At 57.8% G+C, this 24,518-nt stretch carries 20 protein-coding genes and 2 tRNA genes; 18 read left to right on the forward strand and 4 right to left on the reverse strand.

What is annotated here, in order from left to right:
• The first annotated feature begins 190 nt into the window (after window positions 1-190).
• The 9 genes from uvrC to dnaB all read left to right on the forward strand — a co-directional run bounded on the left by uvrC (window position 191) and on the right by dnaB (window position 9,048).
• Entirely contained in the window at window positions 191-2,122 is a 1,932-nt protein-coding gene (uvrC, locus tag ACZ5VE_RS06650; protein ID WP_464457221.1) for an excinuclease ABC subunit UvrC, read from the forward strand.
• A 54-nt stretch (window positions 2,123-2,176) separates the two neighbouring features.
• On the forward strand, window positions 2,177-2,746 hold the full coding sequence (gene pgsA, locus ACZ5VE_RS06655; protein WP_464457222.1) for a CDP-diacylglycerol--glycerol-3-phosphate 3-phosphatidyltransferase: 570 nt from the start codon (window positions 2,177-2,179) through the stop codon (window positions 2,744-2,746).
• Entirely contained in the window at window positions 2,743-3,651 is a 909-nt protein-coding gene (locus ACZ5VE_RS06660; RefSeq protein WP_464457223.1) for a DMT family transporter, read from the forward strand. Before pgsA ends, ACZ5VE_RS06660 begins: the two co-directional genes overlap by 4 nt.
• Window positions 3,652-3,735: 84 nt before the next feature.
• Window positions 3,736-4,821: a tartrate dehydrogenase gene (locus ACZ5VE_RS06665; RefSeq protein WP_464457224.1), complete on the forward strand. Its 1,086-nt coding sequence runs from the start codon at window positions 3,736-3,738 to the stop codon at window positions 4,819-4,821.
• 171 nt (window positions 4,822-4,992) lie between these two features.
• The gene (locus ACZ5VE_RS06670) at window positions 4,993-5,265 is read left to right on the forward strand and encodes an HU family DNA-binding protein (RefSeq protein ID WP_108286799.1); all 273 of its coding nucleotides are present in this window, start codon (window positions 4,993-4,995) and stop codon (window positions 5,263-5,265) included.
• A gap of 17 nt (window positions 5,266-5,282) precedes the next feature.
• Window positions 5,283-5,358 (forward strand) — tRNA-Val (locus tag ACZ5VE_RS06675).
• A gap of 61 nt (window positions 5,359-5,419) precedes the next feature.
• Window positions 5,420-7,351, forward strand: a complete 1,932-nt coding sequence (locus tag ACZ5VE_RS06680; RefSeq protein WP_464457225.1) for a SurA N-terminal domain-containing protein — start codon at window positions 5,420-5,422, stop codon at window positions 7,349-7,351.
• Window positions 7,352-7,377: 26 nt separating this feature from the next.
• Window positions 7,378-7,453: transfer RNA gene (locus tag ACZ5VE_RS06685), tRNA-His, on the forward strand.
• A gap of 176 nt (window positions 7,454-7,629) precedes the next feature.
• Window positions 7,630-9,048 (forward strand): replicative DNA helicase, encoded by a 1,419-nt coding sequence (gene dnaB, locus ACZ5VE_RS06690; RefSeq protein ID WP_464457226.1) that lies wholly within the window; start codon window positions 7,630-7,632, stop codon window positions 9,046-9,048.
• A 27-nt stretch (window positions 9,049-9,075) separates the two neighbouring features.
• Here dnaB and ACZ5VE_RS06695 read toward each other — a convergent pair whose 3' ends face one another.
• The 3 genes from ACZ5VE_RS06695 to ACZ5VE_RS06705 form a co-directional block, all read right to left on the reverse strand.
• Entirely contained in the window at window positions 9,076-10,743 is a 1,668-nt protein-coding gene (locus ACZ5VE_RS06695) for a PhoH family protein (RefSeq protein WP_464457227.1), read from the reverse strand.
• A 157-nt stretch (window positions 10,744-10,900) separates the two neighbouring features.
• On the reverse strand, window positions 10,901-11,386 hold the full coding sequence (locus tag ACZ5VE_RS06700) for a peroxiredoxin (RefSeq protein WP_464457228.1): 486 nt from the start codon (window positions 11,384-11,386) through the stop codon (window positions 10,901-10,903).
• Window positions 11,387-11,545: 159 nt separating this feature from the next.
• The gene (locus tag ACZ5VE_RS06705) at window positions 11,546-11,923 is read right to left on the reverse strand and encodes an Mth938-like domain-containing protein (protein WP_464457229.1); all 378 of its coding nucleotides are present in this window, start codon (window positions 11,921-11,923) and stop codon (window positions 11,546-11,548) included.
• Between the two features lie 132 nt (window positions 11,924-12,055).
• Between ACZ5VE_RS06705 and ACZ5VE_RS06710 the strand changes: the two genes are divergently transcribed.
• The 6 genes from ACZ5VE_RS06710 to ACZ5VE_RS06735 are packed head-to-tail and all read left to right on the forward strand — an operon-like array spanning window position 12,056 to window position 18,124.
• On the forward strand, window positions 12,056-13,297 hold the full coding sequence (locus tag ACZ5VE_RS06710) for a pyridoxal phosphate-dependent aminotransferase (protein ID WP_464457230.1): 1,242 nt from the start codon (window positions 12,056-12,058) through the stop codon (window positions 13,295-13,297).
• Between the two features lie 54 nt (window positions 13,298-13,351).
• On the forward strand, window positions 13,352-14,674 hold the full coding sequence (locus ACZ5VE_RS06715; protein WP_464457231.1) for a homoserine dehydrogenase: 1,323 nt from the start codon (window positions 13,352-13,354) through the stop codon (window positions 14,672-14,674).
• Entirely contained in the window at window positions 14,674-16,119 is a 1,446-nt protein-coding gene (gene thrC / locus ACZ5VE_RS06720) for a threonine synthase (protein ID WP_464457232.1), read from the forward strand. Before ACZ5VE_RS06715 ends, thrC begins: the two co-directional genes overlap by 1 nt.
• A gap of 5 nt (window positions 16,120-16,124) precedes the next feature.
• Entirely contained in the window at window positions 16,125-17,384 is a 1,260-nt protein-coding gene (locus tag ACZ5VE_RS06725; protein WP_464457233.1) for a molybdopterin molybdotransferase MoeA, read from the forward strand.
• Window positions 17,381-17,632, forward strand: coding sequence for a molybdopterin converting factor subunit 1 (gene moaD, locus ACZ5VE_RS06730; protein ID WP_464457234.1), 252 nt, complete (start codon window positions 17,381-17,383; stop codon window positions 17,630-17,632). The genes ACZ5VE_RS06725 and moaD overlap by 4 nt, the downstream gene beginning before the upstream one ends.
• Before the next feature lie 3 nt (window positions 17,633-17,635).
• Complete coding sequence (locus ACZ5VE_RS06735; protein WP_464457235.1) at window positions 17,636-18,124, forward strand: molybdenum cofactor biosynthesis protein MoaE; 489 nt, start codon at window positions 17,636-17,638, stop codon at window positions 18,122-18,124.
• Between the two features lie 13 nt (window positions 18,125-18,137).
• On the opposite strand, the gene ACZ5VE_RS06740 is transcribed toward ACZ5VE_RS06735, so the two are convergent.
• The gene (locus tag ACZ5VE_RS06740) at window positions 18,138-18,692 is read right to left on the reverse strand and encodes a hypothetical protein (RefSeq protein WP_464457236.1); all 555 of its coding nucleotides are present in this window, start codon (window positions 18,690-18,692) and stop codon (window positions 18,138-18,140) included.
• Window positions 18,693-18,778: 86 nt separating this feature from the next.
• On the opposite strand from ACZ5VE_RS06740, the gene clpB reads away from it, so the two are divergent.
• From clpB to ACZ5VE_RS06755, 3 genes are all read left to right on the forward strand, one after another.
• The gene (clpB, locus tag ACZ5VE_RS06745) at window positions 18,779-21,385 is read left to right on the forward strand and encodes an ATP-dependent chaperone ClpB (protein WP_464457237.1); all 2,607 of its coding nucleotides are present in this window, start codon (window positions 18,779-18,781) and stop codon (window positions 21,383-21,385) included.
• A 135-nt stretch (window positions 21,386-21,520) separates the two neighbouring features.
• Window positions 21,521-22,741, forward strand: a complete 1,221-nt coding sequence (locus ACZ5VE_RS06750; protein WP_464457238.1) for an MFS transporter — start codon at window positions 21,521-21,523, stop codon at window positions 22,739-22,741.
• Window positions 22,742-22,796: 55 nt separating this feature from the next.
• Window positions 22,797-24,497, forward strand: a complete 1,701-nt coding sequence (locus ACZ5VE_RS06755; RefSeq protein ID WP_464457239.1) for a thiamine pyrophosphate-binding protein — start codon at window positions 22,797-22,799, stop codon at window positions 24,495-24,497.
• The last annotated feature ends 21 nt before the right edge of the window (window positions 24,498-24,518 follow it).

Consider the following 24,518-nt stretch of genomic DNA (forward strand, 5'->3'; position numbering starts at 1 on the left):
GACGTTCCACAAGATGCACAACGTTGGGTCAAAGTGGGAGGCCGCCCCTGCGGCCGAATGCATGGGGTGGCACATCAGGCATTCGCGAGCAGGGGCTCGCTCCCACAAAGTTGCCGGGATTCGTTAGATGGCCTTCCTCGCAAGATGCGGATTCAAATGAGGGCATCTGTTTACCCTGACAATACGCGCCATGACAGCAGCACATGACGAATCCTTGCTGGCCCAGGTGGCTGCGCTCCCGGCATTGCCGGGGGTCTACCGCTACTTTGATGCGCAAGGCAATGTGCTGTATGTCGGCAAGGCCAAACAGCTCAAAAAGCGGGTGTCTAGCTATTTCCAGAAAGACCATGGCGGCACGCGCATCGGCCACATGGTCAGCAAGATCGCTCGCATAGAGACCACGGTGGTGCGCTCCGAGGCCGAGGCGCTGCTGCTCGAAAACAACCTGATCAAGACGCTGAGCCCGCGTTTCAACATCCTGTTTCGAGACGACAAGACCTATCCCTACCTCAAGCTCACGGGCAACGGCACGCTGTTTTTGAAGGCGGTGGACGGTGCGCCCGAGCCGCAGACCTTCCCCCGCGTGGCTTATTACCGGGGCTCGGTCGAGAAAAAACACCGCTACTTTGGCCCGTTTCCGAGCGCCTGGGCGGTCAAAGAGTCGATTCAGCTGCTGCAAAAGGTGTTTCGCCTGCGCACCTGCGAAGACACGGTGTTTGCCAACCGCACCCGGCCGTGCCTGCTGTACCAGATCAAGCGTTGCTCGGGGCCGTGCGTCAATTTGATCAGTCCGCAGGCCTATGCCGACGATGTGCAGCACGCCGAACGCTTTTTGAAGGGCGAGACCCAGGCGCTCTTGCAAGAGATGGAGGCGCGCATGATGGCGCACGCCGAGCGGCTGGCGTTCGAGCAGGCCGCCGAGGTGCGCAACCAGATGACGGCGCTGTCGCGCGTGCTGCACCAGCAGTCGGTGGACACAGGCACCGACACCGATGTGGACATTCTGGCCGTGCGGGTGCAGGGCGGGCGTGCCTGCGTGAACCTGGCCATGGTGCGTGGTGGGCGGCATTTGGGGGACAGGGCTTACTTCCCGGCGCATGTGGAAGACGCCCATGCCTTGCAGTCGGTTGAGGACGATGGCCAGCCGCAGGTACCGGTGGATGTTCAGGTGCTCGAAGCTTTCATGGCGCAGCACTACATCGGCATCCCGGTGCCCACCGCCTTGATCACCAGCGTGGCGGTGGACAAGGCGCTGGTGGCCGCGCTGTCGCAGCAGGCCGGGTACAAGATCGCCGCCGTGCACAACCCGCGTGAGCAGCGCAGGGTGTGGTTGGAAATGAGCGAAAAAAATGCTGACATCCAGCTGGCCCGGCTGTTGGCCGAAGAGGGCTCGCAGCAGGCCCGCACCCGGGCGCTGGCCGATGCGCTCGATCTGGCCCCGGACGATCTGGATGCCTTGCATGTGGAGTGTTTTGACATCTCGCATACGGCGGGCGAGGCCACGCAGGCTTCGTGTGTGGTGTTTCGCCAGCACAAGATGCAAAGCAGCGAGTACCGCCGCTACAACATCGAGGGCATCACGCCTGGCGACGATTACGCCGCCATGCGCCAGGTGCTGATGCGCCGTTACAGCAAACTGGCCGAGGCTTTGCGCAGTGCCGAAGGCACAGCCCGCTTGCCCGACATCGTGCTGATCGACGGTGGCAAAGGCCAGGTGTCGATGGCCCGCGAGGTGTTCACCCTGCTGGGGCTGGATTTGTCACGCATCGTGGGCGTCGAAAAAGGCGAGGGCCGCAAGGTGGGCCTGGAAGAGCTGGTGTTTGCCGATGGCCGCGAGAAGGTCTATCTGGGCAAGGACTCGGCGGCGCTCATGCTGGTGGCCCAGATCCGCGACGAGGCGCACCGCTTTGCCATCACCGGCATGCGGGCCCAGCGCGCCAAAATCCGCATGGGGGGCAGCAAGATCGAAGAGATTCCCGGTATCGGCCCGCGCAAACGGGCCAAATTGCTGCAGCGCTTTGGCGGTGTGCGCGGCGTGGAGAGCGCCAGCGTGGAAGACTTGCTGGGCGTGGAAGGCATTTCACGCGAGTTGGCCGAGAGCATTTACAACGCCCTGCACTGAGTTCTTGGCCCTTGAGCCCATGAAAACCCCGTTTGGCGTGCCACAATGAAGCCCATGTTTTTCACGATTCCCACCATCATGACCTGGACGCGCATTGTCGCGATCCCTTTGATCATTGGCGTGTATTACTTGCAAAACCTGACGGTGGAGACACAAAACCTGATCGCCACGGTCATGTTTGTGCTGTTTGCCATCACCGATTGGCTGGACGGCTATCTGGCCCGCAAGCTCAACCAAACCTCGGCTTTTGGCGCCTTTCTGGACCCGGTGGCCGACAAGTTTTTGGTGTGTGCGGCCTTGCTGATTCTGGTGCACATGAACCGGGTGCATGTGCTGATTGCCTTGGTCATCATTGGCCGCGAAATTGCCATTTCGTCCCTGCGCGAGTGGATGGCCCAGATCGGCGCGGGTAAGAGCGTGGCGGTGCACATGGTGGGCAAGCTCAAGACCACCGTGCAAATGGTGGCGATTCCGTTTCTGCTTTACGACGGCATGTTGTTTGGCGTGATCGACACCCGCATTTGGGGCGCGGTGTTGATTTTGATTGCTGCCGTGCTGACCATTTGGTCGATGGTGTATTACATGCAAAAGGCCCTGCCTGAAATCCGGGCCCGGGTGAAATGAGCGATTCCCAAGAGACGACGGCCTGGATCAAGGCCATGCCGGTGGTGTTTGTGTTGATCTGGAGCACCGGCTTCATCGTCGCCCGCTACGGCATGCCGCATGCACCGCCGTTCAGCTTTTTGCTGGTGCGTTACCTCTTGTCCATTCTGTGTTTTTTGCCCTGGATTGTGCTGGCCCGTGTCAAGTGGCCGCAAAGCCGAATGCAGTGGTTGCACCTGGCGGTCACGGGCATCCTGATGCATGCGGGTTATCTGGGCGGCGTCTGGGCGGCCGTGAAGGCGGGCATGGGCTCGGGTTTGTCCTCGCTGATCGTGGGCTTCCAGCCAGTGCTCACCGCCATTTGGTTGTCTTACAGCTTGCGCGGCTCGGACCAGCCGGGCGTGTCGCGCCGCCAGTGGTTGGGTTTGTTGCTGGGCTTCGCTGGCTTGTTGATGGTGGTCTGGCGCAAGCTGACCTTGGGTTCGCCCATGGACCACGTGACCCCTATCAATATGGCGTTTGCCATCGGCGCTTTGCTGAGCATCACCATCGGCACGCTGTACCAAAAGCGTTTTGTGCAGCCTTGCGACGTGCGCTCGGCCAACACGGTGCAACTGATGGCCGCTTTTGCTGTCACTTTGCCCTTAGCCTGGATGGAGCCCGAAGCCATGCGCTGGAACGCCGAGCTGGCGGGCGCCATGGCTTGGTCGGTGCTGGGGCTGACCTTGGGCGGCAGCTCGCTGCTTTACATTCTGATCCAGCGCGGCGCTGCGGCGTCAGTCACCAGCCTGATGTACATGGTGCCCCCCACCACGGCCATCATCGCTTGGCTGCTGTTTGGCGAGACCATCACCGCCGCCACGCTGGCCGGCACGGCCTTGACCGCGTTGGGCGTCAGCCTGGTGGTTCGGCCGTCACGCACGTGAAAGGCCCAAGGGGCCTTTCTTGCTAAGCTGACAGTTTGAGCAGGGCAGGGCCCTTTTTGTTTTTTGATTCTGAAAGTTTTTCCCATGACCCAACACCGCATTGCCGTGATTCCCGGAGATGGCATTGGCAAGGAAGTCATGCCCGAAGGCCTGCGCGTCATGGACGCTGCGGCCCGCAAATTCGGCATCGACTTGAAGTTTGACCACTTTGATTTTTCAAGCTGGGACTATTGCGAAAAGCATGGCCAGATGCTGCCCGACAACTGGAAAGACCAGATCGGCGGCCACGATGCGCTGTACTTTGGTGCGGTTGGCTGGCCCGAAAAAATTGCCGACCATGTGTCGCTCTGGGGCTCATTGTTGTTGTTTCGCCGCGAGTTTGACCAGTACATCAACCTGCGCCCCGCACGCCTGATGCCCGGCATCATCGCGCCCGTGGTGCGCCGTGATGGCAGCGCCCGCCAGCCCGGTGAGATCGACATGTACATCGTGCGTGAAAACACCGAAGGCGAATATTCCAGCGTGGGCGGCCGCATGTTCCCTGGCACCGAACGCGAGATCGTGATGCAGGAATCCATCATGACCCGCATCGGCGTGGACCGCGTCCTGAAGTTTGCCTTTGAATTGGCCCAGACCCGCCCTAAAAAGCACCTGACCAGCGCCACCAAATCCAATGGCATTGCCATCACCATGCCCTATTGGGACGAGCGTGTTGCCGAGATGGCCAAGGCCTATCCCGGGATCAACGTGGACAAGTTCCACATCGACATCTTGACCGCGCACTTTGTGCAGCGCCCCGACTTTTTTGACGTGGTGGTGGCCAGCAATTTGTTTGGCGACATCCTGAGCGACCTGGGGCCCGCATGCACGGGCACCATCGGCATTGCGCCCAGCGCCAACTTGAACCCGGACCGCAAGTTTCCTTCCTTGTTCGAGCCGGTGCATGGTTCTGCACCGGATATCGCGGGCCAAGGCATTGCCAACCCGATTGGTCAGATCTGGTGCGGCGCAATGATGCTGGAATTTTTGGGGCACAAAGACGCACACGATGCCGTTTTGGGAGCCATCGAAAAGGTGTTGGCCGCAGGCGCCGATGCGCCGAGAACCCCCGATCTGGGCGGCAAGGCCACAACATCCGACGTGGGCCGTGCCATTGCCGATGCGCTGTGACGGGGCGTTTGCATGGGCAAGGCAGAGCGGTTTTGGAGGGCGAAAAAACTGATGTCAACGCCCTTCAATGCGCATTTTCAACGCTAGAATTCACAGCTCACAGTCGTGACTGTGGATTTCATATCCAGTCCACAGCCGGGTAGACCGGTTTGTAACTTCAAGAGGTTTCTTGTGAACAAAACAGAACTGATCGAACACATTGCAAAACAGGCTGACTTGTCCAAAGCGGCGGCAGGCCGTGCTTTGGAAGCCACGATGGGCGCTGTTCGGGCTACTTTGAAAAAAGGCGGCACGGTTTCTTTGGTCGGTTTCGGTACTTTTGCCGTGGGCAAACGTGCAGCCCGAACCGGTCGCAATCCACGCACTGGCGCAGCGATTAAAATCAAGTCAGCCAAAGTTCCAAAGTTCCGTCCGGGCAAGGCCCTGAAGGACGCTTTGAACTGACAACACTTTTTCAGGTGGGGCGCTTAGCTCAGTTGGTAGAGCGGCTCCTTTACACGGAGTAGGTCGGCGGTTCGAGACCGTCAGCGCCCACCACCACAAAAGTAAAGGCGAACCCTGTGTTCGCCTTTTTTCTTGATAACCCGAGACTTCGATCATGTTTGATTCCATTCGCAACCACTCAAAAATCTGGATGGGGTTGTTGTTCTTGTTGGTGATTCCGTCTTTTGTGCTGTTTGGTCTCGACAGCTACAGCCGGTTTGAGGACAAGGGCGCCGTCGTCGCCCGTGTGGATGGTCAGAAAATCACCCAAACAGAGTGGGATTCAGCCCACCAGGCAGAAGTCGATCGCATTCGCGTGTCCATGCCGAACCTCGACCCTAAATTACTCGATTCGGCCGAAGCCCGTTATGCCACGTTGGACCGCTTGGTCAATGAGCGATTGATTGCGCGTGCTTCAGAAAAACAACTTCTGGTGACCAGCGACCAGCGTTTGGCGCGTTACCTGCAACAAGATCCGTCGATTGCTGGGCTGCGCGGTGCTGACGGCAAACTGGACATGGAGCGCTACCGCCAATTGGCCGCCAGCCAAGGCATGACGCCCGAGATGCTGGAAGCCCGAGTGCGTCGTGACTTGTCCAATCAACAGGTGCTTGCCGGTTTGCAGGGCTCGGTGTTTGCCACGCAGCGTCAAACCGACATGGCGCTGGACGCTTATTTGCAACGCCGCGAAATTCAGGTTCAGCGATGGATGCCTTCCGACTTTGCGAGCAAGGTTCAGGTGACCGACGCAGACTTGGAGCGGTATTACCAAGAGCAATCCGAACGTTTCCGTTCGGTCGAAAATGCGGATGTTGAATTCCTGGTGCTTGGCGTTGCGGCCTTGCAAGACAAGATCGTCTTGCCTGAGCAAGACCTGAAGACCTATTACGAGCAAAATTTGCAGCGCCTGGGTGGTCAAGAGCAGCGCCGTGCAAGCCATATTCTGGTCAATGCGGCCAAGGACCTGCCTGCAGCTGACAAACAAAAAGCCCGCGCCAAGGCCGAAAGCCTGTTGGCTGCCGTGCGCAAGGCGCCCAAAACTTTTGCTGAAGTTGCTCGCAAGAACTCGGATGACACAGGGTCTGCCAGCCGTGGCGGTGACCTCGACTTTTTTGCCCGTGGTGCGATGGTCAAGCCTTTTGAAGACGCTGCTTTTGCGCTCCAAAAAGGCGACATCAGCGACATCGTCGAATCCGATTTCGGGTTTCACATCATTCAGCTGACCGATGTCAAACTGCCCCAAGCGCCTTCGTTCGAGTCGATGCGCCCCCAATTGGAGGCCGATCTGCGCAAGCAACAAGCCCAACGGCAGTTCGCAGAGTTGGCCGAGACCTTCAGTAACAGCGTGTATGAGCAGTCCGACAGTCTGGCACCTGTGGCCGAGCGCTTGAAATTGACGGTTCAAAAAGCGCAAGGCCTCACGCGCACACCCGCTGCGGGTGCCCAGGGAGTGGTGAACAACCCCAAATTGCTTCAGGCTGTTTTTTCTGAAGATTCGGTGGTCAAGCGTCGCAACACAGCGGCTGTTGAGGTGGCGCCCAATACCCTGGTGTCTGCCCGGGTGGTCAATCACCGCCCAGCAGCTGTGCGTCCGTTTGAAGACGTCAAGGCCGACGTGCGACAGCTTTTGATTAAAGCCAAATCTGCGGAATTGGCCAAAGCCGAGGGCCAAGCCCGATTGGCCGCTTGGAAGAACGAACCGGCTCAAGCCAATTTGGGGCAGGCATTGACCGTGTCACGGGAGCAAGCTCAAGGGCAGCCTCAAGCTTTGGTGGAGGCGGCTTTGCGTGCCGACCCTGCACAAATGCCTGCTTTGACGGGGGTTGACTTGGGCAGCCAGGGTTACGCCCTTGTTCGGGTGAACAAAATTGTGCCCCGCCCAGAGATGACCTCTCAACAAGCAGAGCAAAGTCGTCAGCAATTCGCCCGCTTGTGGGGTCAGGCCGAATCACAAGCTTATTTGGCCAGTTTGAAGGCGCAGTTCAAAGTTGAAATGTTGGCTGAAAAACCTCAAAAGAAGGCCGCGTCTGAGGCAAAAAAGCCCTGAGCTTGAGGCTATAATATCGATCTACGGTGGCTGTAGCTCAGTTGGTAGAGTCCAGGATTGTGATTCCTGTTGTCGTGGGTTCGAGCCCCATCAGCCACCCCAAAAAAAGCAAAAGGCCCTTCCGATATCGGAAGGGCCTTTTCATTTGTGCATCACTTTGTTTGTGGTGCTGACTTGTCCCCTGTTGATCACGTGATACCCCCTGTTTATCCACAGGCTTATCCCGTGACGCGCTGCGCGGTGGGGGCTAACATGGCCTTTTGATTTGCCGGTTCTCAATGTCTGCTGTTTTCTCCCCCCATTTGAACGAATTCCCGTCAGACCTGTCTTCTGACAACCAAGTTGCCAAGTTGCGCGTTCCGCCTCACTCCATCGAGGCAGAGTCGAGCGTGCTGGGCGGTTTGCTGCTCGACAACGCCGCTTGGGACCGCGTCGGTGATTTGCTCGTGGATTCGGATTTTTACCGGCATGAGCACAAGTTGATTTATGCGGCGATTGGGGCATTGATCAATGCCTCCAAGCCTGCTGATGTGATTACCGTGAGCGAGCAGCTGCAAAACCAAGGCAAAACCGCAGAAATGGGCGGTTTGGGTTATCTGAACTCTTTGGCGCAGTACGTGCCCAGCGCGAGCAATATTCGCCGCTATGCCGAGATCGTTCGGGAACGGTCGATTCTGCGCAAGCTGGTGTCGGCGAGCGACGAGATCGCCACCAACGCCTTCAATCCGCAGGGCAAGGCGATTGACCGCATCCTGGACGAAGCCGAGCAAAAGATCTTCAACATCGGTGAAGAAGGCTCGCGCATGAAGCAGGGCTTCCAATCCATGGACACGCTGGTGGTGGAGTTGCTCGACCGTGTGCAGGAGATGGCCGACAACCCCAATGACATCACCGGGGTGCCCACCGGCTTTTACGACCTGGACCGCATGACTTCAGGCCTGCAACCGGGTGACATGGTCGTTTTGGCTGCACGTCCTTCCATGGGTAAAACGGCTTTTGCGATCAACATCGCCGAGCATGTGGCCTTGAACGAAGGCCTTCCTGTCGCGGTGTTCTCCATGGAAATGGGGGCATCTCAGTTGGCAGTGCGTGTGGTCGGCTCGATCGGCCGCATCGATCAGGGCCATTTGCGCACAGGCAAGCTCAGCGATGACGAGTGGCCGCGCCTGACTGAGGCCATCGAAAAACTGCGCACAGTGTCCTTGCACATCGACGAAACGCCTGGTTTGACGCCTTCAGAGCTGCGTGCCAACGCCCGTCGCCTGGCGCGGCAATGTGGCAAATTGGGCTTGATTGTGGTGGACTATTTGCAGCTCATGAGCGGCTCGGGCGGGTCTGGCGGCGACAACCGCGCCACAGAATTGGGTGAGATTTCTCGAGGCCTGAAAATGCTGGCCAAAGAACTGCAGTGTCCGGTGATTGCGCTGTCGCAGCTGAACCGAAGCGTCGAGCAGCGCACAGACAAACGCCCCATGATGAGTGACTTGCGAGAGTCCGGCGCCATCGAGCAGGATGCCGACATCATCATGTTCATTTACCGCGACGACTACTACAACAAGGATTCCAAAGATCCTGGTGTGGCCGAAATCATCATCGGCAAACAGCGTAATGGCCCCACAGGCACGGTCCGTCTGACCTTCCTGAAGAACCTGACCCGTTTTGAAAGCCTGGCGTCGGGTCTGAGCGACGATTACTGAGACCCGACGGCTTTCGTCTGCGAACGCTTAAAGCGCCTCGCTGGCAAAGTCGGCCAGACGCGAACGCTCGCCACGCGCCAGTGTGATGTGGCCGCCATGTGCCCAGCCCTTGAAGCGGTCAACCGCGTAGGTCAAACCCGACGAGCCTTCCGTCAGGTAGGGCGTGTCGATCTGGGCCAGGTTGCCCATGCAAATGATCTTGGTGCCTGGGCCTGCACGCGTGATCAATGTTTTCATCTGCTTGGGCGTCAAGTTCTGGGCTTCGTCGATGATCACGTACTTGTTCATGAAGGTGCGACCCCGCATGAAGTTCATGCTCTTGATCTTGATGCGGCTCTTGATCAGTTCATTGGTCGCAGCACGCCCCCATTCGCCGGCATTGCCACCTTCGCCTTTGGCCAGAAACTCCAGGTTGTCGTCGAGTGCGCCCATCCAGGGGCCCATTTTTTCTTCTTCGGTGCCTGGCAAGAAACCGATGTCCTCGCCCACGCTCACGGTGGCCCGCGTCATGATGATTTCGGTGTAACGACGGTCATCCAGCACTTGCGTCAAACCCGCAGCCAGGGCCATCAGTGTTTTGCCTGTGCCCGCCGTGCCTGCCAAGGTCACAAAGTCGACGTCCGGATCGGTCAACAGATTCATCGCGAAGTTTTGTTCGCGGTTGCGTGTGGTGACGCCCCAGACAGCGTTCTTCTGGTGGTTGAAGTCTTTCAAGGTCCGCAGCACGGCTGTTTTGCCGCGAATCTCGGTGACCCGTGCGTACAGACTGGGTTCGCCGGGGGCCTCGAAGTACACAAACTGGTTCATAAACAGACTGGGCACGATCGGACCCGAGATCCGATAAAACGTGTGCGTGCCTTGTTGCCAGCTTTCCACGGTTTTGCCATTCTTGAGCCAAAAATCCGGTGGCAAGGCCATAGAGCCGGGGTACAACAGGTCGCCGTCTTCGAGGGTCTTGTCGTTTTGGTAGTCCTCGGCTTGCAGGCCCAAAGCCCGTGCCTTAACCCGCATGTTGATGTCTTTGGACACCAAAACCACTTCGCGTGGGGCCTGCAACTGGCCCAGCGCCTTGACGACGCCGAGGATCTGGTTGTCCGCCTTGCCCTGAGGCAAAGCCAGCGGCAAGCTCAGGTCGAGCGCTTGTGTCTGGAAAAACAATTGGCCCATCGCATCGGTGTGGCCCGTTGCACTCAAAGGCGAGCCTTTGCTCAGGTCAGCGCCTTGCGCAGAAGCCAAGGTGTCCAGCGAGCGGCTGGCTTGGCGTGCATTGCGCGCGACTTCGGTCATGCCTTTTTTATGGCCATCGAGCTCTTCGAGCACGATCATCGGCAAGAAAACGTCGTGTTCTTCAAAGCGGAACAGGCTCATGGGGTCATGCATGAGCACATTGGTGTCGAGCACAAAGAGTTTGCTCGGTCCGGTTCTGCGTTTGGGGCGGCTTGTGGGGGCGAAGCTGGGCTTCGCGGCAGTGGTGGGCGCGGGTTCTGCGGGTGGCGTCGCGGCTGTAGTGGGGGCTTTGCGGCCACGGGCGACCCGCTTGGGTTCCATGGCTACAGCTGAGTGAACAGGCGCTGCAGGCGTCTTGGTTTCGACTTGCACCATGACAGGTGCTGTTTCTTCTTCAGCGGTTTGTGCCTCGAAAGCGGTGTGGGTCAAGCGGCTTGCGCGTTGTGTGGGTGCAGGTGGCAGTGGCATGAACGTAGGCCTCTTGAGAAGTGAAAAAATCTGACGCTGAAAAATAAAAAGCCGCCTGGAGGCCAAGGCGGCTTTTGATGGAGGAGAGAGGGGGGCTGAGTTTCAGCGGCATGAAATCATTATGCACGAGCCAAATGACAAAACCCGCAAGTTTGAATCAAGCCACTGCGGCCGCTTTTTTCAGGTCTTTGACGGCCTTCAGGACTTCTTCCACGTGGCCTGGCACCTTGAGGCCGCGCCACTCTTGTTTGAGGGTGCCGTCCGAGCCCACCAAGAAGGTGCTGCGCTCAATGCCTTTGACTTTTTTGCCGTACATGATTTTGTTTTTGACCACGCCAAACATGTGACACATTTTCTCTTCCGTGTCGGCAATCAGCTCAAATGGCAATTCCAGCTTGGCTTTGAAATCATCGTGTGATTTCATGTTGTCGCGGGAAACACCCAGCACGAGCGCGCCAGCTTTGACGAAATCTTTGTATTTGTCACGGAACTGCATGGCTTCGGTCGTGCAGCCTGGGGTGTTGTCTTTGGGGTAGAAAAACAAAACCACGGGTTGACCGAGGTGGGAGATGTTCGAAACTTTCAGACCGCTGGTAGCGTTCGCTTCAAATTCGGGGAGGGGTTTGTTAAGAACGATCGCCATAAAACTTTGATCTCGCTTGACAGGTTGAGCGCATGCCGCCATCCAATGGCGTCAAATTCGCTAAAGGCCATGGGCCTTGGCAACCTTCGATTTTACTCTGAATGAAAGCCCTCAATCACCCCAACCTTTGGAAACCAGGTCGATTGTGAAATGCATGCTTTAAGCTTCTTGCAACAAAGCGACCACCACTTTGCGTCCTTCGCTGGCCAGAATGTTGTAGGTGCGACAAGCGGCAGTGGTGTCCATGGTTTCAAGGCCAATGCCGCGCTCAATCAGCGGCCTGAGCCAGGCTGCTTGAGGAAATCGCAAACGGGGCCCACTGCCAAACACCACCAGCTCCGCGCCGCTCAAAGCCAATGTTTCGAAATTTTCAGGCGTCAATTCTTCAAAGCGGGGTACTTCCCATGAGGTGGGCACAGAGCCTGGCAGGCTGCTGACGATAAGCGAGTGGTCGAATTTTTGGCCATTGACCTCAATCCATCCTTCGCCGTAGGCATTGATGGTGAGGCTGTTCGATTTGTCAGGTTGTAGTTTCATGGGGTGATCTGGGCTGGCTGGGCATATTCAGTCCAACATTAGAGGCGCTGCTCTGAGTTGTGGGGCCGAAATGGCCTTGAAATGTGGTCAAATTATAGGTTTTCCCCTCTCGCAACTGCCTTTGGAGGCACTTTGAAGCCCATTCAAAAATCTGCCAAGCTCGCCAACGTTTGTTATGACATTCGCGGCCCCATCATGGACCGCGCCCGTCAGATGGAAGAGGACGGGCAAAAGATCATCAAATTGAACATCGGAAACCTGGCAGTTTTCGGCTTTGATGCACCTGAAGAAATTCAGCAAGACATGATTCGCAACTTGCCCAATTCGGCAGGTTATTCCGACAGCAAAGGCATTTTTGCAGCCCGCAAAGCCGTCATGCACGAGACCCAGAAGCAGGGCATTCTGGGCGTCACGCTCGATGACATTTACTTGGGCAACGGTGCCAGTGAGTTGATTGTCATGGCCACCAACGGTCTGCTGGACAACGGCGATGAAGTGCTTTTGCCATCTCCCGATTACCCGCTGTGGACGGCGGCGGCCAGTTTGTCGGGTGGCACGCCTGTGCATTACCGCTGCGAAGAGACCAATGGCTGGATGCCAGATCTGGCGGACATCCGCGCCAAAATCACGTCCCGCACCAAAGGCATCGTGGTGATCAACCCGAACAACCCAACGGGTGCCTTGTACTCGGAAGAGTTGCTCAAAGGCATTGTGGCCATTGCGCGTGAGCATGGCCTGGTGATTTTTGCCGATGAGGTTTACGACAAAGTCTTGTACGACGGTGTCAAACACACGCCCTTGGCCAGTTTGTCGCAGGATGTGCTGACCTTGACCTTCAACTCCTTGTCCAAGAGCTACCGCTCTTGCGGTTACCGGGCGGGTTGGATGGTGATCTCTGGCGATAAAAAGAATGCCCGCGATTACATCGAGGGCCTGAACATGCTGTCGAACATGCGCTTGTGCGCCAACGTGCCGGGGCAATGGGCCATTCAGACCGCCTTGGGCGGGCACCAGAGCATCAATGAGCTGGTGTGCGAAGGCGGGCGTCTGCGCAAACAGCGCGATCTGGCTTATGAACTGATCACGGCCATTCCCGGGGTGAGCTGTGTCAAGCCGCAGGCTGCGCTTTACATGTTCCCCAAGCTCGATCCCCAGATTTACCCGGTCAAAGATGATCAGGATTTTTTCTTGCAACTGCTTGAAGAAACCAAGGTCATGCTGGTCCAGGGGACGGGCTTCAATTGGCCCGATACAGACCATTTTCGAATTGTGTTTTTGCCGCATGAAGACGATTTGCGTGAAGCGATTGCACGCGTCGCACGTTTTCTGGAAGGTGCCCGCAAACGCTTTGGCACCGAGGCCTTGGCGGGCTGAATTCAAATATCCCTGCCCGAGTTTTTCGGGCGCATTGCAGTAAAGAAGTTGAACATGAAACCGATCAAAGTAGGCCTGTTGGGCATGGGCACTGTGGGCACTGGCACATTCAATGTGCTCCAGCGCAACCAAGGTGAAATTGAGCGCCGTGCTGGCCGTGGGATTGAAATCACCATGGTGGCCGACCTCAATGTGGTGCGGGCCAAAGAACTGGTCGGCGCAGGCGTTCAGGTGGTGGCTGATGCCCGTGAGGTGATTGCCAACCCCGAGATCGACATCGTGATCGAGTTGATTGGTGGTTACGGCATCGCCAAGGCCCTGGTGATGGAAGCGATTGCCGCAGGCAAGCACGTGGTCACCGCCAACAAGGCCTTGCTGGCTGTGCACGGCACCGAGATTTTTGCTGCGGCGCAAGCCAAAGGCGTGATGGTGGCTTTTGAAGCCGCTGTGGCCGGAGGCATCCCGATCATCAAGGCGCTGCGCGAAGGCCTGACGGCAAACAGCATCCAGTGGGTGGCGGGCATCATCAACGGAACAACCAACTTCATCCTGTCCGAGATGCGTGACAAGGGTCTCGATTTTGGCGTGGTGCTCCAGGAAGCCCAACGCCTGGGTTACGCCGAGGCCGATCCGACTTTCGACATCGAAGGCGTGGACGCTGCGCACAAAGTCACCTTGATGAGTGCGATTGCCTTTGGCATTCCGGTCCAGTTTGACAAAGCCTATGTGGAAGGCATCACCCAACTGGGCGCAGCCGACATCAAATACGCCGAACAATTGGGTTACCGCATCAAATTGCTGGGCATCACCAAGCGCACAGCACAAGGCATCGAGTTGCGCGTGCACCCCAGCCTGGTGCCGACCCAGCGCCTGATTGCCAATGTCGAAGGCGCCATGAACGCCGTGATGGTGCAAGGCGATGCCGTGGGCACCACCTTGTACTACGGCAAAGGTGCAGGCTCCGAGCCGACGGCCAGCGCGGTGATTGCCGATTTGGTTGACATCACCCGTTTGCACACCGCCGATCCGCTGAACCGAGTGCCTCATTTGGCGTTCCAGCCCGACGCCATGAGCAGTTTGTCGGTGTTGCCGATGTCCGAGGTGGTGACCAGCTATTACCTGCGTTTGCGTGTGGCCGACCAGGCCGGTGTGTTGGCCAAGTTGACAGGCCTTTTGGCCCAGGCCGACATCAGCATCGATGCCATCTTGCAGCGTGAGGCCGACCAGGTGAGCCAAGCGGGCGAAAACCAGACCGATGTGATCATCTTGACCCACGACACGCGTGAAGGCACCTTGAACGATGTGCTGGCCCAGATGCAGGCATTGCCCACCGTGATGGCGCCGATTGTGCGCATTCGCAAGGAAGAGCTGAACTGATGCGTTACCTGTCGACACGCGGTCACGCCGACCGCAAACAATTTTGTGAAATCCTGCTCGAAGGTCTGGCGCCGGATGGCGGCTTGTACTTGCCCGAAAGCTACCCGCAACTGGATGGTGCGGCGCTGACGCGTTTGCGCGATGTCTGGCAAAGCCAGGGCTATGCGGCTTTGGCGTTCGAGGTTTTGTCGCTTTACATCGACGACATTCCGCGCGATGACCTGCAGGCCCTGTGCCGCAAGACGTACACCCAAGAGGTGTTTGGGACGAAAGACATTGTCCCGCTCAAGCCCTTGCAGGCAGCAGGCCAGACCCAGCCGGATTTGTACCTGGAAGCCTTGTCGAATGGCCCCACCTTGGCTTTCAAGGACATGGCCATGCAGTTGCTGGGCAACTTGTTTGAATACGAGTTGGCACGGCGCGGCGAAGAGCTCAACATTCTGGGCGCGACATCGGGTGACACCGGCAGCGCGGCCGAGTACGCCATGCGCGGCAAAAAAGGCGTGCGGGTTTTCATGACCAGTCCGCATGGCCGCATGAGCCCCTTCCAGCAAGCCCAGATGTTCAGCCTGCTGGACGAGAACATCTTCAACATCGCCATTGAGGGCGTGTTCGACGATTGCCAGGACATCGTCAAAGCCGTGTCCAACGACTTGGCGTTCAAGCGCCGCTACAAGATCGGTACCGTCAATTCGATCAACTGGGCCCGTTTGCTGGCTCAGGTGGTTTACTACTTTGCCGGGTACTTCCAGGCCACACAAAGTAACGACCAGAAGGTCAGCTTCACCGTGCCGAGCGGTAATTTTGGCAACGTCTGTGCCGGCCATGTGGCCCGCATGATGGGCTTGCCGATTGACCGTTTGGTGGTCGCCACCAACGAGAACGATGTGCTCGACGAGTTCTTCCGCACGGGCATTTACCGTGTGCGTGGCACGGCCGATACACACGAGACCTCCAGCCCCTCCATGGACATTTCCAAGGCCAGCAACTTCGAGCGCTTTGTGTTCGACTTGCTGGAGCGCGATGGTGCCCAAACCAAAGCGATCTTTGGCGAAGGCCTCAGTCGCAAGGGCTTCTTCGATTTGTCGGGTGATCCGCGCTTTGCCAAGGCGGCCACAGTTTATGGTTTCGACAGCGGTCACAGCACCCATGCCGACCGCCTGAAAACGATTCAGCAAGTGTTTGCCCGTTACGGCGTGATGATCGACACCCACACCGCTGACGGTGTGAAAGTGGCCCAAGAGCACCTGAATGCACAAGTGCCCATGATCGTTCTGGAAACAGCTTTGCCCATCAAATTTGCCTCGACGATTGTGGAGGCCCTGGGCCGTCAACCTGACCGGCCGGCCCAGTTTGAAGGCATCGAGTCCTTGCCCAAGCGTGTGCAGGTCATGAAGGCCGATGTCGATCTGATCAAAGCCTTCATCACGCAACACTGCGATTGAGCCCCATGACCACAGCCCCACGCGCACCTTTGATGTCACTCGATGAAGCGCTGAAAATGCTGTTGGCTCAAATCAGCCCCTTAACGGGCGTGGAGTCGGTGGCCACGTTGGACGCTGACGGACGAATTCTGGCGCAAGACCTCGTATCCGCCTTGCAGGTGCCTGCTTTTGACAATTCGTCGATGGACGGCTATGCCGTGCGCAGCGCGGATGTGCAGGAAGTGGGTGCCGAGTTGACGGTGACGCAACGCATTGCAGCAGGCCATTTTGGGCAGCCCGTGCAGCCCGGGCAAGCCGCTCGCATTTTCACGGGTGCGCCTGTGCCCCCCGGCGCAGATGCCATCGTGATGCAAGAGCAAACCGAGTTGGTGTCCACAGACACGCCTGATCGGGTTCGCTTTTTGACACCGGCTGCGCCTGGACAGTGGGTGCGCCGCAGTGGCGAAGATGTCCGCATGGGCGATACCGTTTTGAAGCGAGGTCAAAAACTCGGACCTGCTGAACTGGGTTTGGCGGCCAGCCTGGGTTTGGCGCACCTGCAGGTCATGTCTCGGCCCAAAGTGGCTTTGTTTTCAACGGGCGATGAGCTGGTTATGCCGGGGGCTGTAGCCCCTGCGGACATGCCGCCCGGGGCCATTTACAACTCCAACCGGTTTTTCTTGCGGGCTTTGTTGCACCGCTTGGGCTGCGAGGTGAGCGATCTGGGCATTGTTCCTGACCGCCGTGAAGCAACCATTGCCGCGCTCAAAACAGCGGCCGATCACCACGATCTGATTGTGACCAGTGGCGGGGTTTCAGTCGGTGAAGAAGACCACGTCAAACCTGCCGTGCAAGCTTTGGGTGCCTTGGCGCTCTGGCAAATTGCCATGAAACCCGGCAAGCCCTTTGCCTACGGCCATGTGCGCCGCGAAACAGCACCCGGGATGGCGCATTTTGTCGGGTTACCCGGCAACCCTGTGTCGAGCTTCATGACCTTTTTGCTCTTGGTCAAACCCTTGATTCTGGCGCTGCAGGGTGCTGAGCAGCGGCCCCCTGTGTGCATGCCATTGCCCGCCCATTTTGACCTGCCCAAGGCCGACAAACGGCGCGAATTTTTGCGCGTTCGGCGCAATGCTCAAGGTGGGTTGGATTTGTTTCCGAACCAAAGCTCGGGCGTTCTGACCTCGGTGGTTTGGGGTGATGGTGTGGTGGACAACCACGCGGGTCAAACCATTGCCCACGGTGACAGCGTCAGTTTCTGGCCATTTGCGGAGTGGTTGTCATGAAAATCCAAGTGCGCTACTTTGCTTCCTTGCGCGAAACCATCGGCGTGGCCAGTGAATCAGTCGAAACGGCCTGCGACAACGTGGCCGCTTTCAGGCAACAACTGATCGCGCGTGGTGGTGCGCATGCCGAGTGTCTGGCCATCGGACGCCCCGTGCGCGTGGCGGTCAACCAGGTCATGGCCACCGATGCCACGCCGCTCTCGGCCAACGCCGAAGTGGCCTTTTTCCCGCCTGTCACCGGAGGCTAAGCTATGCCCGATCGCGTCACCGTGCAGCAAGAAGACTTCGATGTCTCGCAGGAATTGAGCGCCTTGCGGGAACAAGATTTGCGCGTGGGCGCGGTGTGCAGTTTTGTGGGCACGGTGCGTGATACCCGCGCCTTGACAGGGCAGGCGCAAGACGAGGTGCAGGTGATGGAGCTGGAGCATTACCCGGGCATGACGGAAAAATCGATCGAAGCCATGATCGAGCAAGCACACCAACGTTTCGATTTTTATGCCGCCCGCGTAGTGCATCGGGTCGGGCGCTTGCTGCCCGCCGATCAGATTGTCCTAGTGGCGGTCACTTCGGCGCATCGCGGCGAGAGCTTCAAGGCCTGTGAATTCCTGATGGACTACCTGAAGACCCAGGCGCCTTTCTGGAAAAAAGAGCAGACGCCTCAAGGTGCGCAATGGGTTGATGCCCGTGTGTCCGACGATGCGGCTTTGGCGCGGTGGGGAATACAGGCGAACAACGGTTGAATCGGCACCTGCCTCAGTGCTTGTAAACCTGTTGAGGTGCCAAGCTGGCATCGGGCGTCTCGTCCTGGCGCTTCTCTGTGTCCTGGGTCACAAAGCCCCAATCGGCTTTCGCCATGGATTGGCGAATCAAATGGATCATGCCGTGAACCAAGGGCGCTTGTAAGTTGAGTTGGCAAGACTGGGTTGCAGGGCCCATTTTTTTCTGAAAAATGATCTGCAAAGCCCCATTGGGCTGAAGACTCAGTTGTGCATCGGTGATCAAAAATGGCTCGTCACCCAGCGGCAACTGCTGCGGCTCTGCTGCGTAGGGGGTGGAAAAGTCGGCGGTTTGCAAAAACGCATCGCGTTTGAGTTCGGTCAGCATTTGTTGCGATGACGCATCGGTCGCGGCCAGCCCGGGTTGGGCAGCTTCCAGTCGGACAACAGACTGATCCATGGCAGGCAGCAGCCGGATGGCCATTCGACGTGTCAGCCAGAACCGGAACTCCTGACCGTCTTGGGTGTTCAGTCGCAGCAAGAGGCGATCTTGGCGCTCGTCGTGGCTGACAGATAGCTGGTGAATGTGCATGTCTTGATTTTAGGCAACACGGCAATGCCCTCCAAGTCTTGAAAATGGGCAAGGGTCCCCAAGATAGGAATCACTGGAGAATTTTCATGCGCCTTGATAAATTGACAACCAAATTCCACGAAGCCTTGTCTGATGCCCAGTCGCTGGCCTTGGGCCGTGACCATGCCTACATAGAGCCAGCCCACGTTTTGGTGGCCATGCTCAAACAGGATGAAGGCCCCAAAGCCTTGCTTTTGCGCGCAGGGGTGCAAGTACAAGGTTTGCTCATGGCCGCAGAGGCCGCCGTGGGGCGACTGCCGCAAGTCACCGGGCAAGACCAGGTTCAGGTCGGGCCTGAACTGGCCAAGTTGCTCCAAGGCGCAGAAAAAGAGTCCATCAAGCGGGGCGACGCCTTCATCGCCAGTGAATTGTTTTTGTTGGCCATTGCCGACAACAAGGGTGATATCGGCCGCTTGGCCAAAGAGCACGGTCTGAGTCGCAAAAGCCTGGAGACGGCGATCGATGCCGTGCGGGGAGGCCAGACGGTCGGCAATGCCGATGCTGAAGGCCAGCGCGAAGCCCTCAAAAAATACTGCATCGATCTGACCGAGCGCGCCCGCATTGGCAAGCTGGACCCGGTCATTGGCCGCGACGACGAAATACGCCGCGCCATCCAGGTTTTGCAGCGCCGCACCAAGAACAACCCTGTGCTGATTGGTGAGCCCGGTGTGGGCAAAACCGCGATTGTTGAAGGTTTGGCTCAGCGCATCGTGGCTGGCGAGGTGCCTGATTCCCTCAAGGGCAAGCGTGTCTTGTCGCTCGACATGGCCGCTTTGCTGGCAGGTGCCAAGTTCCGGGGGGAGTTTGAAGAGCGCCTGAAGACTGTGCTGAGCGAACTGGCCAAAGACGAAGGCCAGACCATTGTGTTCATTGACGAGTTGCACACCATGGTCGGAGCAGGCAAAGCCGAGGGGGCCATGGACGCCGGCAACATGCTCAAGCCGGCCCTGGCCCGAGGTGAGCTGCATTGCGTGGGTGCGACCACGCTGGACGAATACCGCAAGTACATCGAAAAAGACGCCGCTTTGGAGCGCCGTTTCCAGAAAATCCTGGTCAATGAGCCCACGGTCGAGGCCACCATTGCCATCTTGCGTGGCTTGCAAGAGAAGTACGAAATCCACCATGGTGTGGACATCACCGACCCGGCCATCGTGGCGGCCGCAGAATTGAGTCACCGCTACATCACCGACCGCTTCTTGCCCGACAAGGCGATTGACCTGATTGACGAGGCCGCAGCCAAGATCAAGATCGAAATCGATTCCAAACCCGAGGTCATGGACAAGCTGGACCGCCGCTTGATTCAGCTGCAGATTGAGCGCGAAGCCGTGCGCAAAGAGCACGACGAGGCTTCGCAAAAACGCTTTGCCCTGATCGAGGAAGAGATCGATAAGCTGAAAAAAGAAGCCGCCGATCTGGAAGAGATTTGGCAGGCTGAAAAAGCCCAGGCCCAAGGTGGGCAACAAGTGCGTGAGCAGATTGACCAGCTGCGTCAACAAATTGAGGACTTGACCCGCAAGGGTGATTTCAACAAGGTGGCCGAGCTGCAATACGGCAAGCTGCCTGCACTTGAAAAAACACTCAAGGACGTGCAGGCCAAAGAGGCGGCACCCGGAGAAAAACCGGTTCACCGCTTGCTGCGCACCCAGGTTGGGGCCGAAGAGATTGCCGAAGTCGTATCCCGTGCAACCGGCATTCCTGTGTCGAAAATGATGCAAGGCGAGCGCGAAAAACTGTTGCAAATGGAAGACAAGTTGCATCAGCGTGTGGTGGGCCAGGATGAGGCCATCTCGGCTGTGGCCAACGCCATTCGCCGTTCGCGCTCGGGCCTGTCCGATCCCAACCGCCCAACGGGTTCTTTCTTGTTCCTGGGCCCCACGGGGGTGGGCAAGACCGAGCTGTGCAAAGCCTTGGCGGGCTTTTTGTTCGACAGTGAGGATCACCTGATCCGTGTCGACATGAGCGAGTTCATGGAAAAGCATTCCGTAGCGCGCTTGATTGGTGCGCCTCCGGGCTATGTGGGTTACGAAGAGGGCGGTTACCTGACCGAAGCCGTGCGCCGCAAACCCTACAGCGTGCTGTTGCTCGACGAGGTCGAAAAGGCACACCCGGATGTTTTCAACATCCTGCTTCAGGTGCTGGACGATGGCCGCTTGACCGATGGCCAAGGCCGCACAGTGGACTTCAAGAACACCGTGATCGTCATGACATCCAACTTGGGATCGCACTTGATCCAGTCGATGGTGGGGCAGCCCGCAGAAGACATCAAGGATGCGGTGTGGGATGAACTGAAGACCCATTTCCGTCCGGAGTTCTTGAACCGCATCGACGAAACGGTGGTTTTCCATGGTTTGGATGCGGACCATATTGCATCGATTGCGTCGATCCAGTTGCAAGTGCTCAAGGACCGGTTGATGCGCATGGACTTGAACCTGGAGGTCAGCTCAGCCGCTTTGTCCGAATTGGCCAAAGTGGGTTTTGACCCGGTGTTTGGTGCCAGGCCCCTTAAAAGGGCGATTCAGCAGCGTCTGGAGAATCCGCTGTCCCGTTTGTTGCTGGAGGGGCGTTTTCCGCCCAAGTGCCACATTGAAGTGTCGGTGGACCCGGTGCGTCACCCGGGGCAGTTTGATTTCAAAGTGGTTGAAGCCGCCGCCTGAACGTGGTGTGATGTGCCAAAGGGGCCCTCGGGCCCCTTTGCTTTTTAAAAAGCTAAACTGCGTTCAGGACAGTTTGGTGAATGCGTTCATTTTCAGAACTTGCATGCCGCTGCATCCGCATTGAATGTGACGCTTATGCCATTGGGTTTTTCGGGTGCCGTTGTTGTGCCTTGGCGCGACGATGCCAAGGTGATGGGCTTGGTCGGCATGGCGCATGCCAGCTCGCATTTCTCCCATCTTTTGCTTCCCTTGATGTTCCCCATTTTCATGCGGGATTTCGGCTGGAGCTTCTCTGAGTTGGGACTTCTAAGTACTTTGTTTTTTGTGGTTTCGGGCACAGGACAAGCATGCGCTGGTTTTGTGGTGGACCGGGTGGGCGCAAGACCCGTCTTGTTCATGTCGCAACTGCTTTTCATGGCGGCCTGTTCGCTGGCATCCATGGCCGAAAGCTATGCCGCGCTCATGGGCGTGGCTGTTTTGGCGGGTTTGGGCAATGCGCCTTTTCACCCGGTTGATTTCACCATTTTGAATCAGCGTGTTTCCACACCGCGGTTGGGCTATGCGTTCAGTGTGCACGGATTGACCGGTAATCTGGGTTGGGCTTTGGCCCCGATTTTTTTCACACTGACCACGGCCCTCTGGGGCTGGCGTCATGCATTTCTGGCCGCTGCCTGTGTGTACGCCTTGGTCTTGGTGATCCTGCTTTGGCACAGGGCACATTTGCTGACCACCACGGCACAGCGTTCACCTGCATCAGGCGCAACACACAGTGACTTGGCATTCATGAAGCTGCCGGTGGTTTGGTGGTGTTTTGGCTTTTTCCTGTTGTCCACGGTCACTTTGGCGGTGGTTCAAAACTTTGCAGTCCCGATCCTCCAAGCCTTGCACGGGGTGAGTCTGGAGTTGGCATCCATGACTTTGACGGCTTACATGTTGTTCGGCGCTTTGGGCATGTTGGTGGGTGGTTTTGTGGCTGCCCGCTTCCCGAGCATGAGCGACCGTGTGGTGGCCATTTGCATGATCTGTGCTGCTGTCCTGATGGCTTTGTGTGCCAGTGGTTTGTTTGGACATTTCGGGACCTTGTGGGTTCTGGCGGCCACCGGTTTTGCGGTCGGTGTCGGCGGTCCCAGCCGTGATTTGATGATCAAAAAAGCAACGCCCAAAGGGGCCACAGGTCGCGTGTATGGTTTGGTTTATTCCGGCTTGGATGTGGGTTTTGCTTTGTCTCCTTTGGTGTTCGGCTTTTTCATGGACAAGGGGTGGTACAGCACGACGCTGCTGGGTGCCGCTTTGGTGCTTTTGCTGAGCGTAGCGGCCGCACTCGGGGTGGGGCGCCGTACCACGGCGCCGTCATGATGTGCCCCCAACGCGGGTGACAGTGCTCTGAGTTCGGCTTGTGCACAATGCGCACATGAAGACAAAAATAGCTGGCCATCTGCTCGTTGAATGCCTCTTGGCCCAAGGCGTTACCCATGCGTTTGGCGTCCCGGGGGAAAGTTATCTGGCCGTGCTGGATGGATTTCACTTGCACAGCGACGCCATCCAGTTTGTAACTTGCAGGCAAGAGGGTGGGGCGGCTTTCATGGCCGAGGCCCAAGGCAAACTCACAGGCCGGCCCGGCGTTTGTTTTGTGACGCGCGGCCCTGGTGCAACCAACGCTTCGATTGGCGTGCACACGGCGTTTCAAGACTCCACACCCATGGTGCTTTTTGTGGGGGATGTGGCCAGCGACACACGAGATCGCGAGGCTTTTCAGGAAATGGATTACACCCATTTTTTCGGCCCATCGACCAAAGGCATGGCCAAGCGGGTCGAGCGTGTGGACGATCCCGAGCGCTTGCCTGAATACGTGGCTCGCGCTTTTGCCACGGCCATGAACGGCCGACCCGGGCCCGTGGTCTTGGTGTTGCCAGAAGACATGCTGACGCAACCGATTCAAACGGCGCAAGCATTGCAGCGTGTGGAGCCTGTGCAAGCCTGGAGCGATCCGGGTGCGCTGCGCGATTTGCGAGACTTGTTGTTGGCTGCAAAAAAGCCCTTGGTCATTTGTGGCGGCGGCGGCTGGACGGTGCAAGCCGCCCAAGCTTTACAGCGCTTCGCTGAAAACTGGCAATTGCCTGTCGCCAATGCGTTCCGGTTTCAGGACACCTTTGACAATCACCATGCCCAATATGCCGGTGATGTGGGCATCGGTATCGGCCCGGTTTTGGCGCAATGTGTACGCGAGTCAGACCTGATTTTGGCCATTGGCCCGCGTCTGGGCGAAATGACCACAGGGGGCTACAGCTTGCTGCAAGCCCCCAAGCCGGTACAAAAGCTGGTCCACATCCATGGCAGTGCCGAAGAGTTGAACCGTGTTTACCAAGCCGACTTGGCGATCCTTGCCACCATGAACGCTGCGGCACGCAGCCTCGAGGTGTTGACCGCACCGCCAGAGTTGCCATGGGCTGATTGGACGAAACAGACGCACCAAGGGTATCTCGACAATTTGAAGCCACAGGCCTTGCCGGGTGATGTGGATATGCCCGAGCTCGTGGCTTTGCTGCAAAAGCATTTGCCAGCGGACGCGGTGCTCACCAATGGCGCTGGCAATTTTGCGAGCTGGATGCACCGATTCTTCAAGCACCATGGTTTGGTCAAAGGTCACAAGACGCAATTGGCACCGACGGTCGGTGCGATGGGTTACGGTGTTCCTGCAGGCATCGCCGCCAATGTGTTGACGGGACGCATGGCCTTCACCATCGCGGGTGATGGTGATTTTTTGATGAACGGTCAAGAGTTGGCGACCGCTGTGCAGCACGGTGGCAAAAGCATCATTTTGCTGCTGAACAATGGCATGTACGGCACGATCCGCATGCATCAGGAGCGTGAATACCCGACGCACGTCACAGGGTCTCACTTGAAGAATCCGGACTTTGCGGCCTTGGCGCAAGCTTATGGTTATGTCGGGGTTCGCATTCACAAAACACATGCATTCGAAGAGGTGCTCTTGGCTGCGATGGCGCGGCCCGAAGGCACCTTGATCGAGGTGATGCTGGACCCCGAAGTGATCACCACCCGAGGCACCTTGCAATCCATCACCCAAGCTGCATTGGCCAAGCAAAAGGCTTGAGTTGCAGCTTCGGGTATCTCG

This window comes from Limnohabitans sp. INBF003 (genome assembly GCF_055396645.1).

What these genes read in the sequence shown, in the direction of transcription:
- uvrC (WP_464457221.1), top strand. Translation starts at nt 191, where the DNA reads ATGACAGCAGCACATGACGAATCCTTGCTGGCCCAGGTGGCTGCGCTC.
- pgsA (WP_464457222.1), top strand. Translation starts at nt 2,177, where the DNA reads ATGTTTTTCACGATTCCCACCATCATGACCTGGACGCGCATTGTCGCG.
- ACZ5VE_RS06660 (WP_464457223.1), top strand. Translation starts at nt 2,743, where the DNA reads ATGAGCGATTCCCAAGAGACGACGGCCTGGATCAAGGCCATGCCGGTG.
- ACZ5VE_RS06665 (WP_464457224.1), top strand. Translation starts at nt 3,736, where the DNA reads ATGACCCAACACCGCATTGCCGTGATTCCCGGAGATGGCATTGGCAAG.
- ACZ5VE_RS06680 (WP_464457225.1), top strand. Translation starts at nt 5,420, where the DNA reads ATGTTTGATTCCATTCGCAACCACTCAAAAATCTGGATGGGGTTGTTG.
- dnaB (WP_464457226.1), top strand. Translation starts at nt 7,630, where the DNA reads ATGTCTGCTGTTTTCTCCCCCCATTTGAACGAATTCCCGTCAGACCTG.
- ACZ5VE_RS06695 (WP_464457227.1), bottom strand. Translation starts at nt 10,743, where the DNA reads ATGCCACTGCCACCTGCACCCACACAACGCGCAAGCCGCTTGACCCAC.
- ACZ5VE_RS06700 (WP_464457228.1), bottom strand. Translation starts at nt 11,386, where the DNA reads ATGGCGATCGTTCTTAACAAACCCCTCCCCGAATTTGAAGCGAACGCT.
- ACZ5VE_RS06705 (WP_464457229.1), bottom strand. Translation starts at nt 11,923, where the DNA reads ATGAAACTACAACCTGACAAATCGAACAGCCTCACCATCAATGCCTAC.
- ACZ5VE_RS06715 (WP_464457231.1), top strand. Translation starts at nt 13,352, where the DNA reads ATGAAACCGATCAAAGTAGGCCTGTTGGGCATGGGCACTGTGGGCACT.
- thrC (WP_464457232.1), top strand. Translation starts at nt 14,674, where the DNA reads ATGCGTTACCTGTCGACACGCGGTCACGCCGACCGCAAACAATTTTGT.
- ACZ5VE_RS06725 (WP_464457233.1), top strand. Translation starts at nt 16,125, where the DNA reads ATGACCACAGCCCCACGCGCACCTTTGATGTCACTCGATGAAGCGCTG.
- moaD (WP_464457234.1), top strand. Translation starts at nt 17,381, where the DNA reads ATGAAAATCCAAGTGCGCTACTTTGCTTCCTTGCGCGAAACCATCGGC.
- ACZ5VE_RS06735 (WP_464457235.1), top strand. Translation starts at nt 17,636, where the DNA reads ATGCCCGATCGCGTCACCGTGCAGCAAGAAGACTTCGATGTCTCGCAG.
- ACZ5VE_RS06740 (WP_464457236.1), bottom strand. Translation starts at nt 18,692, where the DNA reads ATGCACATTCACCAGCTATCTGTCAGCCACGACGAGCGCCAAGATCGC.
- clpB (WP_464457237.1), top strand. Translation starts at nt 18,779, where the DNA reads ATGCGCCTTGATAAATTGACAACCAAATTCCACGAAGCCTTGTCTGAT.
- ACZ5VE_RS06750 (WP_464457238.1), top strand. Translation starts at nt 21,521, where the DNA reads ATGCCATTGGGTTTTTCGGGTGCCGTTGTTGTGCCTTGGCGCGACGAT.
- ACZ5VE_RS06755 (WP_464457239.1), top strand. Translation starts at nt 22,797, where the DNA reads ATGAAGACAAAAATAGCTGGCCATCTGCTCGTTGAATGCCTCTTGGCC.